15 protein-coding genes are annotated in these 17,516 nt (G+C 70.9%); 7 read left to right on the plus strand and 8 right to left on the minus strand.

All coding sequences use genetic code 11. The features are described 5' to 3' along the window. From ACIQOE_RS31845 to ACIQOE_RS31880, 8 genes are all read right to left on the minus strand, one after another. Window positions 1-1,118, minus strand: a 1,118-nt coding sequence (locus ACIQOE_RS31845) for a lactate utilization protein B (protein WP_401415092.1), incomplete at its 3' end; no start/stop codon positions are given. Then, window positions 1,115-1,870 (minus strand): (Fe-S)-binding protein, encoded by a 756-nt coding sequence (locus ACIQOE_RS31850; protein WP_365575516.1) that lies wholly within the window; start codon window positions 1,868-1,870, stop codon window positions 1,115-1,117. The genes ACIQOE_RS31850 and ACIQOE_RS31845, both read right to left, overlap by 4 nt. A 5-nt stretch (window positions 1,871-1,875) precedes the next feature. Beyond that, window positions 1,876-2,790 (minus strand): carbohydrate ABC transporter permease, encoded by a 915-nt coding sequence (locus ACIQOE_RS31855; RefSeq protein ID WP_365557304.1) that lies wholly within the window; start codon window positions 2,788-2,790, stop codon window positions 1,876-1,878. Then, window positions 2,787-3,719, minus strand: coding sequence for a sugar ABC transporter permease (locus ACIQOE_RS31860; protein WP_351941521.1), 933 nt, complete (start codon window positions 3,717-3,719; stop codon window positions 2,787-2,789). Before ACIQOE_RS31860 ends, ACIQOE_RS31855 begins: the two co-directional genes overlap by 4 nt. After that, window positions 3,716-5,104, minus strand: coding sequence for an ABC transporter substrate-binding protein (locus ACIQOE_RS31865; protein WP_401415095.1), 1,389 nt, complete (start codon window positions 5,102-5,104; stop codon window positions 3,716-3,718). Before ACIQOE_RS31865 ends, ACIQOE_RS31860 begins: the two co-directional genes overlap by 4 nt. 127 nt (window positions 5,105-5,231) lie before the next feature. After that, on the minus strand, window positions 5,232-6,329 hold the full coding sequence (locus ACIQOE_RS31870; RefSeq protein WP_362178054.1) for an enolase C-terminal domain-like protein: 1,098 nt from the start codon (window positions 6,327-6,329) through the stop codon (window positions 5,232-5,234). Window positions 6,330-6,410: 81 nt separating this feature from the next. After that, complete coding sequence (locus ACIQOE_RS31875; RefSeq protein WP_401415097.1) at window positions 6,411-9,668, minus strand: discoidin domain-containing protein; 3,258 nt, start codon at window positions 9,666-9,668, stop codon at window positions 6,411-6,413. 144 nt (window positions 9,669-9,812) lie between these two features. Continuing rightward, the gene (locus ACIQOE_RS31880) at window positions 9,813-10,661 is read right to left on the minus strand and encodes an FCD domain-containing protein (RefSeq protein WP_363013180.1); all 849 of its coding nucleotides are present in this window, start codon (window positions 10,659-10,661) and stop codon (window positions 9,813-9,815) included. A gap of 358 nt (window positions 10,662-11,019) precedes the next feature. Here ACIQOE_RS31880 and ACIQOE_RS31885 point away from each other — a divergent pair, with 358 nt between their 5' ends. From ACIQOE_RS31885 to ACIQOE_RS31915, 7 genes are read left to right on the plus strand one after another with little or no spacing between them, the layout of a single operon-like run. Continuing rightward, window positions 11,020-11,853 (plus strand): fumarylacetoacetate hydrolase family protein, encoded by an 834-nt coding sequence (locus ACIQOE_RS31885; protein ID WP_399010421.1) that lies wholly within the window; start codon window positions 11,020-11,022, stop codon window positions 11,851-11,853. A 1-nt stretch (window position 11,854) separates the two neighbouring features. Next, window positions 11,855-12,607 (plus strand): SDR family NAD(P)-dependent oxidoreductase, encoded by a 753-nt coding sequence (locus ACIQOE_RS31890; protein ID WP_401415100.1) that lies wholly within the window; start codon window positions 11,855-11,857, stop codon window positions 12,605-12,607. Between the two features lie 3 nt (window positions 12,608-12,610). After that, window positions 12,611-12,934 carry an L-rhamnose mutarotase gene (locus ACIQOE_RS31895; protein ID WP_399010423.1) on the plus strand — a complete coding sequence of 108 codons (324 nt, stop codon included), beginning with the start codon at window positions 12,611-12,613 and terminating at the stop codon, window positions 12,932-12,934. 60 nt (window positions 12,935-12,994) lie between these two features. Next, on the plus strand, window positions 12,995-13,834 hold the full coding sequence (locus ACIQOE_RS31900; RefSeq protein ID WP_401415102.1) for an amidohydrolase family protein: 840 nt from the start codon (window positions 12,995-12,997) through the stop codon (window positions 13,832-13,834). Then, a complete protein-coding gene (locus ACIQOE_RS31905; protein ID WP_401415104.1) occupies window positions 13,831-14,802 on the plus strand; it encodes an aldo/keto reductase in 972 nt (323 codons plus the stop codon). The genes ACIQOE_RS31900 and ACIQOE_RS31905 overlap by 4 nt, the downstream gene beginning before the upstream one ends. 60 nt (window positions 14,803-14,862) lie before the next feature. Continuing rightward, a complete protein-coding gene (locus ACIQOE_RS31910) occupies window positions 14,863-16,581 on the plus strand; it encodes a class I mannose-6-phosphate isomerase (protein ID WP_401415106.1) in 1,719 nt (572 codons plus the stop codon). Next, a complete protein-coding gene (locus ACIQOE_RS31915) occupies window positions 16,578-17,516 on the plus strand; it encodes an ROK family protein (RefSeq protein ID WP_401415108.1) in 939 nt (312 codons plus the stop codon). Before ACIQOE_RS31910 ends, ACIQOE_RS31915 begins: the two co-directional genes overlap by 4 nt.

Below are 17,516 nucleotides of genomic sequence, written 5' to 3' on the forward strand. Positions count from 1 at the left end.
CACAAAGATGACGCGTACGGCAGCGAGGCGTCGATCGCACTCGCCGTGCCCCGGAGTTGCGGGCTGAGGATCGCGCCGATGGGGCCGGGATAGACCGAGCCGTAGGCGTGTCCGCCCGCGCGTTCATAGACGGGGCACACGTTGAGGCAGGCGGAGCAGCGGATGCAGCGCAGTGCCTGGCGGCCGACGTCGTCGGCGAGGGTGTCGGTGCGGCCGTTGTCCAGGAGGATGAGGTGGAAGGTGCGGGGGCCGTCACTGTCGGTGGTGCCGGTCCACATGCTGGTGTAGGGGTTCATGCGTTCGGCGGTGGAGGAGCGGGGCAGGGTCTGCAGGAAGACTTCGAGGTCCTGCCAGGTCGGGACGATCTTCTCGATGCCGACGACCGAGATCAGCGTCTCGGGGAGGGTCAGGCACATTCGGCCGTTGCCCTCGGACTCGACGACCACCAGGGTGCCGGTCTCGGCGACCATGAAGTTCGCGCCCGAAACACCGACCTTGGCGCGCAGGAACTTCTCGCGCAGGTGCAGGCGGGCCGCCTCGGCGAGTTCGGCCGGGGTGTCGGTGAGGTCGTCGGGCGCGGGGCGGCCCCACTGGCTCATCTCGCGGCGGAAGATGTCCCGGATCTCGCCCCGGTTGCGGTGGATCGCCGGGACCAGGATGTGCGAGGGCCGGTCGTGGCCCAACTGCACGATCAGCTCCGCGAGATCGGTCTCGTACGCGCGGATGCCCTCGGCCTCCAGAGCCTCGTTCAGCCCGGTCTCCTGCGTGGCCATCGACTTGACCTTCACGACCTCGGTCTCACCGGTCTCCTTGACCAGGTCCGTCACGATCCGGTTGGCCTCTTCGGCGTCGGCCGCCCAGTGCACGATCCCACCGACACGGGTGACAGAAGCTTCGAGCTGTTCCAGATAGGTGTCCAGATGCCGCAGCGTGTGGTCCTTGATCTGCTTCCCGGCCTCCCGCAGCGCCTCCCAGTCGGAGACCTCGGCGACGGCCCTGGCCCGCTTCGCGCGGATCGTGTGCGTGGCGTGGCGCAGATTCCCGCGCAGCGTCGCATCGTTGACGGCCTCGTGCGCGGCCTGCGGGAACGCCGGCATCCCCAGATAGGTTCCGCTCATGCCGCGGGCTCCTCCTCCGTGCTCGCCAGGATCTCCGCGAGGTGCACCGGCCGCAGGTCCGTCCCCAGCCGGGTCATCGTCCCCCCGAGGTGCATCAGACACGAGTTGTCCGCCGCGCACAGCACCTGCGCGCCCGTCGAGACGGCACTGGCGACCTTGTCCGCGCCCATCGCCGCCGACACGTCCGGGTTCTTGACCGCGAACGTCCCCCCGAACCCGCAGCACTCCTCCGCGCCCGGCAGCTCCACCAGCTCCAGGCCCCGCACCGCCTCCAGCAGCCGCCGCGGCCGGTCGCCCAGCCCCAGGCTCCGCAGGCCGTGACAGGTCGGGTGATACGTCACCCGGTGCGGATACCAGGCACCCACGTCCGTCACCCCCAGGACGTCCACCAGGAACTCGGTCAGCTCGTACGTCCTCGCCGCCACCGGCGCCAGCACGGCCGCGAGGTCCCCGCCCCGGCCCTGCGCCCGCGCCCGGTCACCCAGCCGCGGATACAGCTCCCGCACCATCGCCCCGCACGACCCCGACGGCGTCACGATCGCCTCGTACCCGCCGAAGACATCGGAGAAATGCCGTGCCAACGGCTCCGCCTCATGCCGGTAGCCGGTGTTGAAGTGGGCCTGCCCGCAACACGTCTGACCCATCGGGAAATCGACCTCGACACCCAGCCTGGACAGCAGCTTCACCACCGCACGACCCGTATCCGGATACAACGTGTCGTTGACACAGGTCAGGAACAAGGCGACACGCATCGCGGTCATTCCTTGGTGGCGCCGGCGAGCATGCCGGCCACCAAGGTGCGCTGGGAGACGAGGAACAGCGCGAGCACGGGCAGGATGGCGAGGATGATCGCCAGGGCCAGTTCGGGAAGGGTGATGTTCAGGCCCGCGCCGGCGACCGGATTGAACGACGGCGTGGAGGTGAGCAGTTGGTTCAGGCCCACCTGGATCGGGAACTGCTCGCTGTTGGGCAGCACCAGGTACGGCAGGAAGAAGTTGTTCCAGTTGCCGACGAAGCCGAAGAAGGCGACGAGTCCGATGACGGGCTTGGCCAGGGGCAGTGCGATCCGGGTGAAGAGCTGCCACTCGGTGCACCCGTCGATCCGGGCGGCGGCCAGCAGGTCCCTGGGCAGGCTGCTGCCGAAGTAGATGTACACGAGGTACACGCCGAACGGGTAGAACGAGAAGGGCAGGATGACCGACCAGACCGTCCCGATCAGGTGGAAGCGGTTGAGCTCCAGGAAGACGGGGAGCACCAGGGTGGCCTGCGGCATGATCATGGTGACGAGGGTGATCACCAGGAGCGTCCTGCGGCCCCGGAAGTCGGTCAGGGCCAGTGCGTAGCCCGCGGGGACGCTGACGAGCAGGGTGAGGACGAGCGCACCGCCCGAGTAGATCGCGGAGTTGCCGAGCCAGGTGAGCATGGCACCGTCCTGGAAGGCGAACAGGTGCTTCCAGGCTGCGCCGATCTGGTGGAAGGAGCCGAAGGAGAGCGGGTTGTCCCGGACCACTTCGCCGGCGGTCTTGGAGGGCGCGAGGAGCAGCCAGACGACGGGCAGGACGAAGAAGACCAGCAGTGCCGTCAGCAGGATGCCGACGACGACGTAGGACAGGAGACGGCCGGGCCGGACGAGTCGGCCGGTGGCCGGTGAAACGGAAGCGGGTAGCGTCATTTTTCATCCAACGTGAACAGGTTCGAGCGGGCTACCAGGAGGCCGGCGGCGAGCAGTCCCACGACCAGCAGGCAGACGGAGATCGCGGCGGCACCGTTGAAGTCGCCCTGCTGGAAGGCGTAGACGTAGGCCAGCTGGTTGGGTGACCAGGTCGGGCTCACCCGGCCGAGGCTGGCGGTCTGGAGCAGTTGCGGTTCGACGAAGAGCTGGGTGCCCGTCGCGAACGCCAGGATGGTCATGTAGACGATCCACTGCCGGATCATGGGGATCTGGATGTGCCACGCGGTGCGCCAGGGGCCGGCGCCGTCCATGCGGGCGGCTTCCAGCACCTCGTCGGGGATGTTGTTCAGGGCTCCGTACATCACGACCATCCAGCCGCCCGCACCGGTCCAGAACGCGATCAGCATCAGGATGAGCGGGAGGTTTCCGGGTGAGAGGACGGCGGCGAAGGTGTGCATGCCCATGCTCTCCAGCAGCCAGGACACCGGGCTGACGTCCGGATCCAGCATGAACAGCCAGACCAGGACGCTGGCCACGCCTGCCAGGGCGCCGGGAAGGTAGTACAGGAAGCGCAGGAGCGCGGACATTCCGGAGCTGACCCGGCTGCGGAGCACCACGGCGACCAGGACGACCAGGACGACGAGCGTGACCAGCCACAGGGCGAGATAGACGAGCATGTGGCCGAAGGCGGGCAGGAACCGGTAGTCCTGGGCGACCTTCACGAACTGGTTGAGGCCGGTGAACTGGCCGCGGTCGTTGGTGAGGGCCAGGTAGAAGGAGTACCCGGTCGGGAAGACGCCGAAGGCGAGCAGCAGCAGGGTGTATCCGGCGACGAAGAGGTAGCCGGCCGCGCTGCGGCGCCTCCGCCGCGGCTCGGTGCCGCGGCGGAGAGCGGGGACGGCGACGCGCTCGGTCTCGAGCAGGGTCACTTGGTGGCCACCTTGTATCCCTGGGCCTTGGCCTCGTTGCCGATCTCCTGCTGCCAGGCGGGCAGGGTGGCCATGAGGCTCTTGCCCGCGGTGAGGGCGGGCAGGACGACGCTGGACCAGGCCGTGGAGTCCGAGAACCGGGTGTTGGACCAGTCGGTCCACACAGCGTCGGCGGCCTTCTGGAAGGCGGGGCCGACGTCGTTGGCGAAGTAGTCGCTGTTGGCCGGGTTGGCCAGCCAGGCCTGTGCCGCCTTGGTGTAGGCGGGATAGGTGGGCGCGGACGCCTGGTTGGCGTCGGAGGTGGTCAGCCAGGTGACGAGGTCGGTGGCGGCCTTGAGGTCGGCGCTGTGCGAGGAGACCATCCACACGCCGCCGCCGACGTTGCCGGTGGCGACCGTCGACTCGCCCTGCCAGGTCAGCGGGGGCGCGGCGGCGATCTGCTTGGCGGGCGTCTTGAAGGCGGCCTTGAACAGGTACTGGCCGTACCAGGACGGGCCGTAGGCCATGAGGACCTTGTTTCCGCTGTCCTTGGCGAAGCCCTGGCTGAAGAAGCCCTTGGTGGTGACCGCCTTGGCGTCGATCAGGCCGTCCAGGAGTTTCGCGGTGCGGGTGCAGTGCGGGTCCTGGAGGTCGGTGCGCAGGGTGTCCGGCTTGACCAGGTCGAACGCGGGGCACTGTCCGGACCAGAAGTACGACTCGTGGGAGTTGGTGTCGCCGACCGAGCCGACGAGGTAACCGGGGTGCTCCTGGGCGACCTTCTTGCCGAGTGCCTCGTACTGCTCCCAGGTGGTGGGGACTTGGTAGCCCCACTTGTCCATGAGGGACTTGTTGTACCAGAGGACGACCTGTGCGATGTCGTTGCGCAGGCAGTAGGTGTGTCCGTTGAACTGGCAGGGGGTGAGGGAGCCCTTGGCGAAGCCGTCCAGGGTGCTCTGCCCCACCAGCTTGTCGTCCAGCGGCGCGGCGAAGGGCTGGGCACCGGACTTGGTGGGCTGCGAGGCCCAGGTGACGTCGGTGGGCGAGCCGAAGACGACGTCGGGCCAGCCGCTGCCGGTCCGGTCGAACAGCTGGACCTTGGACTGCAGGTAGGTCGAGCCGTCCGCTCCGCCGTCGTAGGTGACGATCTTCAGCTTCGCGTCCGGGTGGGCCTTCTGGTAGGCCTGGACGGCCGGCAGCCGGGTGGAGTCGGCCCACACGGTGATCTCGGAGCCGTCCTTCTGCTGGGCCGGCTTGAACGCGGCGCCGGAAGAAGAGGAGGACTGCGTGCTGGTGTCGGCGCTGGCGCAGCCGGCCAGCAGGGCCGCGGTGGCCAGGGAGACGGCCGCGGCGGCGGTACGGACGACCGCTCGGCGGCGGGCGGCTCTCGGAGATCCGGAAGACCTCATCGTCTTGCCTTTCTGTTCTCACTGCGTTCTGTGCCGGCGGGGTCGGTCCTCGCACGGCTCGGGTGGTGCGCCGGATGGGGGGCGTCCGCGGTGGGCGCCGTCGCGGTGGACGGCGGCCACCGCCGACTCAGCACGGTTGTTCGACGAAGGGCAGCAGTGCGTCGCCGTAGCCGAAGTCGAGGGGGAGGGCGATGCCCGGTCCGGTGGGAGCGTGGACCAGGCCCTGGTCGTCCACGTGGCGTTCGCGTACGACGTGCGCGGAGGTCACCAGGGACTCGTAGTAGGTGGTGTTGGAGATGGCCATGCACAGGTGGTGGTTCGGGATGTCCGAGCCGTGCACCTCGGCCCGCAGCCGGTAGGCGTCGGCGAGGTGGGCGGTGCGCATGGCTCCGGTGATGCCGCCCCGCAGGGTGGTGCCGGCGCGGACGCCGAAGGTGGCGGCGCCGGCCCGGATGAAGTCCGCGGAGTTCATGTGGGCTCCGTCGGAGGTCTCGGCGACCAGCAGCGGGATGTCGACGGCTTCGGCGAGCCGCTGGTAGGCGGTGATGCTGAACTCGCGCATCGGCTCCTCGTACCAGAGGTAGTCGGCCTCGGAGAGCGCGCGGCCCAGCCGGATGGCGTCGGGCAGGTCGAAGCCCGCGGAGCCGTCGTACATGAGGGGGATGTCGGGGCCCACGTGGTCGCGCAGGGCGTGGCAGAGCGCCGCGTCCCGGCGGGCGTCGCCCCAGGCGTGCAGCTTGATGCCGCGGTAGCCCAGTGCCAGGCACTGGTCGGCGACGTCGAGGAACTCCTCGGTGGAGGAGAACGTGGAGGTGGAGGCGTAGGCCGGGATGGCCTCGCGGAAGCCGCCGAGCAGCCGCCAGACCGGCTGCCCGTGGTAGCGGCCGGCCAGGTCCCACAGCGCGGTGTCGACGAGTCCGAGGGCGGGGAGCGGGAGTTCGTGGATGCGGTCCAGTTCCCACACGCGGTGCCACAGCCATTCCCGCTGGAAGGGGTCGGCTCCGAGCAGTTCGTCCCGGAAGACCCGGTCCACCAGGTCGGTGAGGGTGGTGAGGGCTCCGGGGCGGGCGAACACCGCCACGCCTTCGGCGCCTTCGTCGGTGCCGATGTGCAGGACCGCGCCGTCGCCGACCTCGGGGCTGCCGCTCAGGCCGTCGCGCCACCGGAAGGGTGGGCTGGCCGCCGGAACGTCGATCCGGTGTACTTCGACATGGGTGATCTTCATTCTGGCTTTCGTCTCTGGGTGGGAGGAGCCGGCCGGGCGCCGGCGGCGGGAGGGCCGCCGGGCGCCCGCCGTGCGGGTGGCTCAGAAGCCGCCGTACGCCTGGAGTTCGTAGATGCTGCCGCCGTTCCAGTTGGATCCGGTGACCGTCAGGCGCAGGTAGCGTGCGGTGACCGGGTGGCCGGCGAAGGCGTAGGTGGTCGCGGAGGTGGTGTCGTCCGCGGTGTGGTCGTCGAACAGGGACCAGCTCTCGCCGTCGGTGGAGTACTCCAGGCGGTACTTGTAGCCGCTGGACTTCTCGAAGGTGACCGCGACGCTGGAGACGTCGGTGGCGTCGCCGAGGTCGACCTGGATCCAGGACGGGTCGGGCAGGCCGAGGCCCTGCGCCCAGCGCGTGGACAGGTCGCCGTCGACGGCGTTGGCGGGCGCGTATCCGTCCGACTCGGAAGACGCGGTGGCGGGCTTGTGCAGGGCGAGGTCGTCGTCGGCGGGCGTGGTGACGGTGGCCGCGGGGCTCGGGTCGGACGCGTTCAGTGCGGCGTCCCGCGCCACGACGGTGAAGGTGTACGGAGTGGCGGCGGTCAGGCCGGTGACCCGCAGGGCGGTGTCGTCGGTGACGGCGATGCGCTTGCCGTCCTGGTAGACGACATAGCTGGTGACGGCCGTGTCGTCGGTGGCGGCCGGCCAGCTGAGGTCCAGGGCGCCGGGGGCCAGCGGGTGGACCTGGGGCTGTCCGGGCCGTGAGGGCGCGGTGTGGTCCGAGGAGGGGGCGGCCGGGTCGCCGTAGACCTGGAGGTCGAAGATGCTGCCGCCGTTGCCGCTGGAGCCGGTCACGGTGAGCCGTACGTACCGGCCGGTGACGGGGGTGGCGGTGTGGTCGTAGACGGTCTGTGCGGTGGTGTTGGTGCCGGTGCGGTCGGCGAGGGTCTTCCAGTGGACCTCGTCGGGTGACACCTCGACGCGGTACTTGTACCCGCTCGCCTTCTCGAAGGTGGTGACGGTGCCGTCGACGTCGTAGGAGGCGCCGAGGTCGACCTGGATCCAGGACGGGTCGGGCAGGCCCAGGCCCTGCGCCCAGCGCGTGGACAGGTCGCCGTCCACCGCCTTCTCGGGGTGGTTGTCCTCGGAGTCGGAGGAGGCGGTGACCGGCTTCTTCAGGGCCAGGTCCCGGCCGGCGGGCATGGTGAGCGTGAGGGTGCGGCTCGGTGCCGACTCGTTGCCGGCCGCGTCGCGCGCGGTGACCCGGAAGGTGTACGTCCTTCCGGCCGTCAGTCCGGGGATGCGGACGGCGGGGCCGGCGGCGGCGTTGACCAGCTTGCCGTCCTGGAACACCGAGTAGCCGGTGACGGCGGTGTCGTCGGTGGCGGCGGGCCAGCTCAGATCGGCCACGGTCGGGAAGTCGGTGACGGCGGTCGGGGTGCCGGGTGCGCCGGGGGCCCGGTGGTCGGTCACGGCGGGGCCGGGGTCGAGGTGCCGGTAGGGCTTCTGGAGGCCGGCGCCGTTCACGATGGAGGCGGGCAGCTGGTCGCAGGCGCCCACGGTGACGTTGCCGTTCACGGTGTCGTTCTTGCTGAGGTACTGGACGCTGAAGGCGGGGTTGGTCGTGTAGTTGCCGGTGGCCCGGCTGTCCTCGGCGTGGTTCATCAGGAGCCACTGGAAGGCGATGTCGCAGAACGCGTTGCCGGTGTTCGTCCAGTGGCGGCTGCCCTCGTCGTGGTAGACGGCACCGTAGGCGGGTCCGGGGACGCCGTGGATGTAGTTGCCGGAGACGCGGCCGCCGGGGTTGTCGCTCAGGGTGTAGACCGCGCCGCCGTCGGCCTGCGACTTCATGATGTCGTAGATCTCGTTGTCGCTGACGACGTTGTCACGGCTGATGGTCGGGGTGTCGGAGACCGGGACGCCCGCGTTGCCCGGGTAGGCCGAGTTGCCGCCCTGGTCGGTCAGGCCCCAGCCCCAGCCGACCGAGATGCCGCTGTAGGGCAGGTCGTGGACCTTGTTGTGGGTGATCACCGTGGTGTCGGTGTAGCCGGCCAGGATGCCGAGGGAGCCGTTGTACTGGTCGGCGACCTGGGTGACGACGTTGTTGTCGACGCGGGTGTCCCGGGTGGTGTCCCGCGGGTCGGCGGGGTGGGCGTCCTGCCAGGTGACGCCGCCGATCTGGATGCCGGTGGCGGCAATCTGCCGGAAGACGTTGCCGGTGATGTCGGTGTGCTGGGTGCCGGTGTTCAGGTTGAGGCCGACCGCGCCGAGGTGGGTGAAGGTGTTGTCCTCGAAGCCGATGTCCCTGCCGTGGCTGACGTTGACGGCGCCCGGGGTCTTCTTCCAGTTCAGGCGGGTGGAGTCGAACGTCGGGTTGTCGTCGCCGACCATCCGGAAGCCGGCCTGGCCCTCGATGAGTCCGTCGGCCGAACTCGGCTCCAGCCAGGTGGAGTAGGAGAAGGTGATGCCCTGGAACGCCACGTCGGTGACGGGGTGGTCGCGGGTGCCGTTCAGGTCGACGAGGTCCTGGATCGCGGGCACGGTGACGTCCGCGCTCTTCATGTTCTCGCCCGGCTCGGGCATGTAGTAGATCTCGCCGGCGCTCTTGTCCAGGTACCACTCCCCCGGGCTGTCGAGCAGTTCGCGGGCGTTCTCCAGCCAGGTCGGGTTCTGGATCTCCTGGCCCTGCTGGAGGTTGGCGTTGTGCCAGCAGGGCTGACGCATCGTCATGGTGGTGCCGGAGACGGACGCGACGGGGCAGCGCATCAGCTTCCAGCCCCAGGAGCTGACGACTTCGAGGTCGGCGGGGTGCTTGTAGGCGCTGATGGAGCTGTCGGTGAAGGTGTAGCCGGTGGCGGTCTTGCTGAAGCCCGACGGGTTCTTCCCGCTGCGGGCCCGGGTCCTCGGCTCGCCGTTGACGTAGAGCTGGCGGGTGTCGAGACCGGTCAGCTTCGCCTTGTAGACCTTGCCGTCGGCGTCGGCCTTCGTCCAGCCGCTGACCTGGCGGCCGCCGCTGATCACCGGGTGGGCGCCGGGTGCGGCCTCGTAGACGATCTTCTGCCCGTTCCTGCCGGAGTCGCGGGCGGTCAGGGTGAAGGTGCGGCTGAGCCGGTACGTGCCGGACAGCAGCCGCACGTGGATGTCGCCGCCCGTAAGGGACTTGGCGTCGCGCACGTAGTCCCGGGCGTGTTCCAGGGTCTTGAAGGGGTGGCTCGCGCTCCCCTTTCCGGTGTCCTTGCCGTCCGGGGAGACGTAGACGGTCAGCCCGGCGGCCTTCGGGGCCGCCTGGGCCGGGGCTGCGGCGAGCGGGGCCACCGCCAGGGCGATCGGCAGGGCGGTTATGAGGATTCTCGGCAGGGGCACGGCTCTGCCCCTGCGTACAGACAGAAGAGACACGGAGATCCAATCGTCTGGGGAACGGAACACAGGAAACGGGTCGTCCGCCCTGTTCCTGGTACGCCGGTCGGCGCGGGCCCGTCGCGCGAGGGCGGCGGGTCCGCGGCCGGTCTAGGACGCCGATGTCTGCGGGGGCTCCGCAGCGGGGCCGGGGCCGCTGTCCGCCGACGGCCGCGCGGGCGCCCCGGGGGCGGTGCGGTCGTCGAGGTTGAACAGCCGGTCGCGGATCTTGCGCTCGAACTGGCTCTGGGTGGTGGCGATGTGTTCCACCATCAGCCGTTCGGCGAGTTCGGCCTCCCCCGCGGAGACCGCCTCGGCGATGGCGAGGTGCTGGCGCGCGGCGACCTCGAGGGAGCCGGGCGCGTCGCCGTGGAAGAGCAGTACGTCGGACTGGCCCGCGAGTCGCCGTACGCCGGCGACGCTGGACCGGAGGAACACGTTGTGCGAGGCGGCGCCGACCGCGTCGTGGAAGGACTCGTCGGCGCGGGCGAAGGCGTGCACCTCGTGCCGGGCCGCGGCGTCCAGCGTGGCCTGGGCGCTGTCCTTGATGGCGCGGACCTCGATGGGGGTGGCGAGGGTGGCGGCCCTGCGGGCCGTCTCCGACTCGATCACCGACCGGTAGTCCAGGAGCATCAGGACGTCTTCCATGCTCGTCGGCCGGAACCGGGAGATCTGGTCGTCGACGAGACCGCCGCCGCCCTCGGCGACGAAGATGCCCGCTCCGCGCCGCACGCTCAACCGGCCGATGGCCGCCAGGACCTTCACGGCCTCCCGGGTGACGTTGCGGGTCGCGCCCAGGATCTCGGCGAGGCCCTGCTCGGTGGGGAGCCGGTCGCCGGGACGCAGCCCCTGTCCGGAGATGTACTCCAGCAGTTGCTCGGCCACCAGCTCGTACCCGGGCCGGTAGGGACGTGACGCGTCGTCATCCCCCTTGCCCGGGACGGGCGACGGATCGGCCACGGTGCACTCCTTCTCACTCGTCAAATGAATCTGGTTCATCGGCGAGGTCACTATGACATCTGCGTTACGTGATGGATAGATGTCAACGACGACCAGTTTGAAATCCGGCGTAACCTGCCGGAGTCGGCGGTCGAAGACGGTTTGCGAGCCCTCTGTTGCGTCAGAGCGATCTCATCCTTATGGTCCTGATCGTCAGATGAAGCAGATCCATCCCGTTCGGCGGGATGTCGGAAACCCGACTCCGCGGTCGTGTCGCGGGAGCGTCCGGCGCAAGCCGCCTGGCACGCCCCGGGTCGGACGACCTCGCACTGCACCCTGACGGCCGAAGTTCCAAGGCACTGTTGCGGGAGAGAGTTCTATGAGACTGGCCCGGCACGGCTCGGCAGGCGCCGAGACACCCCTGATATCCGGATCGGACGGCGTGTGGCACGATCTGCGCCCGGTCGTCGGCGACTTGACCGGTGACACGCTGCCGTCGGTCCTGGCCGGAGTCGACCTGGACGCGCTGCCCGTGGTCGAGCGGCCGGGCCGGTTCGGGCCACCGCTGAGCGGCGTGGGCAAGGTCGTCTGCGTCGGACTGAACTACCGGCAGCACGCGGCCGAGACGGGTGCCGCCGTCCCGGACGAGCCGATCGTCTTCCTCAAGGCCGCCGACACCGTGGTGGGGCCGGACGACCGGGTGCTGATCCCGCGCGGCTCGGTCAAGACCGACTACGAGGTCGAACTCGCCGTCGTCATCGGCCGCGAGGCCCGCTACCTCCCCGACGAAGCGGCCGCGGCCGCCTGCGTGGCGGGGTACGCGATCAGCAACGACGTCTCCGAGCGCGAGTTCCAGCTGGAACGAGGCGGTCAGTGGGACAAGGGCAAGAACTGCGAGACCTTCAACCCGCTCGGGCCCTGGCTGCTCACCGCCGACGAGGTGCCCGACCCCCAGGCCCTGGGCCTGCGGCTCTCGGTCAACGGCCAGGTCCGCCAGGACGGCAGCACGTCCGACATGATCTTCGGCGTCCACGAACTGGTCCGCTACCTCAGCCACTTCATGGTCCTGCGCCCCGGTGACGTGATCAACACCGGCACACCGGCCGGGGTCGCCCTCGGGCTGGCCGGCACTCCCTACCTGCGGGCCGGCGATGTCGTCGACGTGGAGATCGACGGACTCGGCCGCCAGCGCCAGACGTTCGAGGAGGCCTGACATGGGTGCGTTCGACGGGCTTCGCGCCCTGGTCACCGGCGGCGCCTCGGGCATCGGGCTGGCCACCGCCCGGCTGCTCGCCTCCCAGGGGGCACGCGTCGCGATCCTGGACCTGGCCCAGGACTCCCCCGAGGGGTTCGCGGCGTGCGTGCGGGCCGACGTCGGTGACGACACCTCCGTCACCTCGGCCGTGAGCAGCGCGGTCGACACCCTCGGCGGCCTGGACGTCCTGGTCAACAACGCGGGGATCGGCGCCCAGGGCGCCGTCGCGGACAACTCCGACGACGAGTGGCACCGGGTGTGGGACATCAACGTCGTCGGACTCGTGCGGGTCACCCGCGCCGCGCTGCCGGCGCTGCGGTCCTCCGCGCACGGTGCGATCGTCAACGTCTCCTCCATCGCCGCGACGGCGGGCCTGCCCCAGCGGGCGCTGTACTCCGCCACCAAGGGCGCGGTGCTGTCCCTGACCCGCGCGATGGCGGCGGATCTGCTCGCCGAAGGCATCAGGGTCAACGCCGTCTGCCCCGGCACCGCCGACACACCGTGGGTGGCACGCCTCCTGGAACGGGCTCCCGACCCCGCGGCCGAATACGCCGCACTGGCGGCCCGCCAGCCGCACGGCCGGCTCGTCTCCGCCGACGAAGTCGCCACGGCGATCGCCTACTTGGCCTCCGCCGCGGCCGGATCGACCACCGGGACCAGCCTGGCCGTGGACGGCGGCATGGACGGACTGCGGCTGCGGAAGGAGGGCTGAGCGATGGAACGCCACGCCGCCGTGGTCCGGCTCCGCCCGGAGAAGGAAGCCGAATACCGGGCACTGCACGCCGCGGCCTGGCCCGGCGTCCTCGCGGCGCTCAGGCGCGCCCGCATCGGCAACTACTCGATCTTCCTGCGCGACGGGCTGCTGTTCAGCTACCTCGAATACACCGGTGACGACTACGCGGCCGACACCGCCGCGATCGCCGCCGACCCGGTCTCACAGCGGTGGTGGGCCCTGACCGACCCCTGCCAGCAGCCGCTGGACAGCGGCGGCGACGGCCGGCTGTGGGCGAGCGCCGAGGAACTCTTCCACCTCGACTGACCCCGCCTCGCGCCGGACCGCGCCACCGTCCGCCCGCCGTCTCTCTCACCAGGAACGACCATGCGCATCGACGCCCATCACCACCTGTGGGACCTGGCGGTCCGTGACCAGCCCTGGGTCCACGGCCTGCCCGAACTGGACCGCAGCTTCGGCCCGTTCGACCTGCGGCCCCTGCTCGCACACCACGCGGTCGACACGGCCGTGGTCGTACAGACCGTGGCCGACGCCGAGGAGACACCGGAGCTGCTCGCGCTGACCACCACCGACACGCATGTGAAGGCCGTGGTCGGGTGGACGGACCTGACCGATCCCGCGGTCGCCGACCGCCTCGGCGAGCTGCGGGCCGCACCGGGCGGGACGGCGCTCGTGGGGATCCGCCACGGCATCCAGAACGAACCGGTGTCCGACTGGACGTCCCGCCGTGACGTCCGCCGTGGTCTCCAGGCCGTCGCCGCCGCCGGCCTCGCCTACGACCTGCTGGTACGACCCGACCAACTCGCCGACGCCGTCAGGACCGTTCGCGAACTGCCCGACGTGCGCTTCGTCCTGGACCACGCCGGCAATCCCGTGATCAGCGCGGCCGGCCTGGACACCTGGACGGCCGAGATGAGGGACCTTGCCGCCTGCCCGAACGTCGCCGTGAAGCTGTCCGGTCTCGTGACCCGGACGCCCTCCGGATCGGACCCGGTGCGCGCGCTGCGCCCGTTCACGGACGTGCTGTGGTCGGCCTTCGGGCCGCACCGCGTCATGTTCGGGTCGGACTGGCCGGTCTGTCTCCTGGCGGCCGACTACGACGAAGTCCTCGCCGTGACCGACGCCCTGTGCGAGGACCTGAGCGGCACGGAACGCGAAGCCGTCCTCGGCACGACCGCCGCGCGCTGGTACGGAATCCCGGCATGAACATCACCCGGCTGGGCCGCACGAAGGTACCCGTCAGCGCGCTGGGCTTCGGCGCCGCTCCGCTCGGCAACCTCTACAGCGCCATCGGCGACGACGAGGCCCGAGCCACGGTCGACGCCGCCTGGGACGCCGGGCTGCGCTACTTCGACACCGCGCCGCACTACGGGCTGGGACTGTCGGAACGGCGCCTGGGCGCGGCACTCGCCCACCGGCCGCGGGAGGATTTCGCCGTCTCCACCAAGGTCGGCCGGCTCCTGGAACCGCACCCCGCACCCACCGGGTCCGACTTGGCGGCGGGCGGCTTCGCGGTACCGGACACACTGATCCGCCGGCCCGACTACTCCCGGTCGGGCGTGCTGCGCAGCCTGGAGGCGAGCCTGGACCGCCTGGGGCTGGACCGGGTCGACATCGTGTACGTCCACGACCCCGACGATCACCTGGACACCGCCGTCGGCGAGGCCGTCCCCGCGCTGCTGGAGCTGCGCGACCAGGGAGTCGTCGGCGCCGTGGGCGTGGGTGCGAACCAGGTGGGCCCGCTCCTGCGGTCCGTCACCGAGACGGACGTCGACACGGTCATGGTGGCCGGGCGGTGGACCCTGCTCGACCGCAGCGCCGGCCCGCTGCTCGACGTCTGCGCGGCGCGAGGAGTGTCCGTCGTCGCCGCGGCACCCTTCAACTCGGGCCTCCTGAGCCGTCCTCACCCGGCGGCGGACGCCACCTTCGACTACGGTCCGGTTCCCGCGGCCGTGCTGGACCGCGTCCGCGGTCTCGTCGAGGTGTGCGCCCGGCACCGGACCGTCCTCCCCCACGCCGCCGTGCGTTTCCCCCTGCGCAGTCCCGAAGTGGCCTGCGTGGTGGCGGGATTCCGCTCCGGTGACGAAGTGCGGGCCGCCGCCCGCTGGGCCGCGGCCGACCTGACCGAGGCGGCCTGGGCCGACTTGGACCGGGCCGTCGAAGCCGCACGCTGACCCCGCTCGACCGTTGCTCGTCCCACCTCTTGCACAACCAAGCCACGCCAAGGAGTAGATGTGCCGTCGACGTCCCGTTCCTACGATGTCAGTCCCAGCTACGAGGCCGTGGAAGGGCAGGTGGTCGCGGGCTGGCCGGCGGCCGTCGCCGAGCTGCCCGCGGGTCCACTCGTGCTGTCCGTGGACGGTCCTGCCGCGCTGGACTGGGCATCGCTGGCCGAAGGCCTGTCGGCGGCCGTCCGCGCCGCGGGGCGTGAGGTGCGGACGGTGGACGTGCGCCACCATCACGAACCCACGGCCGCCGACCGCATCGCCGCCCGTCCCGTCCCTGCCGACGACCCCTTCTTCACGCCCCTGTCCGAGGCACGGGTCCGTGACCTCTTCTCCGTCGTGCCACGGGCCGACAGGCTCCAGGGCGACGGCGTCGTGGTGGTGTTCGGTCCGGGCGCGGGACTGTGCGAGCCGGATGTGCTCTGGTACGCGGACCTGCCGAAGCGGTTTGCCGAGGCCGCCGTGGCGCACGGGCGGCTCCCGGTCGGCGTCAACCTGGGACGTCCCGGCCGATCCGGTGAGCTGGTACGGCTGTTCTACACCGACTGGCCCGTGCTGGACCGGCACCGTGACGCGCTCGCGGCACGCGTCGACCGGTGGATCGACACGCAGGACCCGTCGGCGCCCGCCTCGCTGGACGGCCCCGCGCTGCGCAGCACCGTGGAGCACCTGGTGCGCGGCCCCGTGCGCACCCGCCCGTACTTCAACTCCACGCCGTGGGGCGGGCAATGGGCAGCGAGCGAAATCGGTTTCACCCCGCAGGCCGGCAACACCGCCCTCGGATATGAACTGATCGCCCCCGAAGCTGGAGTCCTCGTCGGCGACAAGGACGGGCCGCAGGTCGAGATCCCGTTCCAGCTGCTCTGCGTCCTGCATCCGAAGGCCATGCTCGGCGAAGAGGTCCACCGCGCCTTCGGCACGTCCTTCCCGATCCGCTTCGACTACCTCGACACCGTCGGGGGCGGCAACCTCTCCCTGCACTGCCACCCCCAGGAGCAGTACATGCGGGACGTGTTCGGCTGGCCCTACACCCAGCACGAGACGTACTACGTGACCGCGTGCGAGCCCGGAGCGCAGATCCTCCTCGGGCTCACCGAGCACGCGGATCCCGACGTGATGCGCCGCCAGGTGCAGGACGCCATCGCCCACGGCACCCCCGTGCCCGTCGAGGACCACGTGCAGATTCATCCGGCCACCGTCGGCCAGTTGTTCATGATCCCCGCCGGTACCCCGCACGCCTCCGGCGCGGGCAACCTGGTGCTGGAGGTCAGCGCGACGCCCTACCTGTACTCGCTGCGCTTCTACGACTGGCTCCGCAAGGACGCGGCCGGCGCCTCCCGGCCGCTCCCCTACGCCCACGGCTTCGCCAACCTCGACACCACCCGGCGCGGCGAGGACGTGACGAAGGACCTGATCCAGCAGCCGCGCACCCTGCGTGCCGGCGAGGGCTGGCGGGAGGAGGTCATCGGCGCGCTGCCGGAGATGTTCTACGCGGTGCACCGCCTGGTCGTGGCCCCGGAAGCCGCCGTCGCCGACGACACCGCAGGCCGCTTCCACATCCTGAACGTCGCCGCGGGTCAGGGCGCCGTCATCGAGACGGCGGCGGGCAGTCACTTCCTGGCGTTCGCGGAGACCATCACCGTGCCCGCCGCGGCGGGCCCGTACCGGATCAGCGCGGTGGGCGGCGACGAGGTGCACGTCGTCAAGGCCCTGGTGGTCCGGCCGTGACCGACGGTGCCGTCCGGCCGTCCGGTGCGCCGGTCCCCGTGCTCGACATCGGCGGAACCCACGTCACCGCCGCCCTGGTCGATCCCGGGACCGGCCGCCCCGTACCGTCCACGGTGGTGCGCAGGCCCCTCGCTTCCGACGGCACGGCCGAGGGCATCCTCGACACCATCGCCCTGGCCGCCCTGGAACTGCCCGCCGGACACCGGCCGTGGTGGGGCGTGGCCGTACCAGGGCCTTTCGACTACGACACCGGGGTGGGCCGCTTCACGGACATCGGGAAGTTCGAGTCCCTGTCCGGTGTCGACGTCGGCGCCGGACTGCGCGAGCGGTTGGGTCGCAGGGCCGAGCGCGTGCGGTTCCTCAACGACGCCGACGCCTTCGCGATCGGCGAGTACCACGCAGGCGCGGCGGCGGGGCATGAGCGCGTGGTCTGCCTGACGCTGGGCACCGGCGTGGGCTCGTCGTTCCTGCGCGGCGGCCTGCCTGTGCACGATGACGCGCGGGTGCCTCCCGGCGGTCACGTGCACCGGCTGACCCTGCGCGGCCGACCGCTGGAGGAATCGGTCTCGCGCCGTGCCCTCCGCGCCCACTACGCCGTCCTCGCACCGCTCGCGGAGGACCGCGGCCTGCCGGACGTCCACGAGATCGCCGCCCTCGCGAGAGACGGGGACCCGGCGGCCTCGGAGGCCTTCCGTCACGTCTTCAGCGGCCTCGGCCAGGCCCTGGCCCCGTGGATCACCCGCTTCGCTGCCACGGCGGTGGTGGTCGGCGGTTCCATCGCTCAGTCGTGGGACCTGATCCGTCCTCCCCTCTCCGCCGGGCTCGGCCTGACCGGTGGGACGTTGGTGCGCCTGCTGCCGGCGAGGCGGCCGGCGGAGGCACCGCTGATCGGAGCCGCTCACTGGACCCGGGTCACCGCCGCCGAGGTGCCCTGA

It is taken from the genome of Streptomyces sp. NPDC091282 (assembly GCF_044757385.1).
GTDB classification, from domain to species: domain Bacteria; phylum Actinomycetota; class Actinomycetes; order Streptomycetales; family Streptomycetaceae; genus Streptomyces; species Streptomyces gramineus.

Excerpts from the sequence above, each read along its gene's own strand:
- ACIQOE_RS31885 (WP_399010421.1), top strand. The coding sequence starts at position 11,020 with ATGAGACTGGCCCGGCACGGCTCGGCAGGCGCCGAGACACCCCTGATA.
- ACIQOE_RS31870 (WP_362178054.1), bottom strand. The coding sequence starts at position 6,329 with ATGAAGATCACCCATGTCGAAGTACACCGGATCGACGTTCCGGCGGCC.
- ACIQOE_RS31905 (WP_401415104.1), top strand. The coding sequence starts at position 13,831 with ATGAACATCACCCGGCTGGGCCGCACGAAGGTACCCGTCAGCGCGCTG.
- ACIQOE_RS31890 (WP_401415100.1), top strand. The coding sequence starts at position 11,855 with ATGGGTGCGTTCGACGGGCTTCGCGCCCTGGTCACCGGCGGCGCCTCG.
- ACIQOE_RS31895 (WP_399010423.1), top strand. The coding sequence starts at position 12,611 with ATGGAACGCCACGCCGCCGTGGTCCGGCTCCGCCCGGAGAAGGAAGCC.
- ACIQOE_RS31900 (WP_401415102.1), top strand. The coding sequence starts at position 12,995 with ATGCGCATCGACGCCCATCACCACCTGTGGGACCTGGCGGTCCGTGAC.
- ACIQOE_RS31850 (WP_365575516.1), bottom strand. The coding sequence starts at position 1,870 with ATGCGTGTCGCCTTGTTCCTGACCTGTGTCAACGACACGTTGTATCCG.
- ACIQOE_RS31865 (WP_401415095.1), bottom strand. The coding sequence starts at position 5,104 with ATGAGGTCTTCCGGATCTCCGAGAGCCGCCCGCCGCCGAGCGGTCGTC.
- ACIQOE_RS31855 (WP_365557304.1), bottom strand. The coding sequence starts at position 2,790 with ATGACGCTACCCGCTTCCGTTTCACCGGCCACCGGCCGACTCGTCCGG.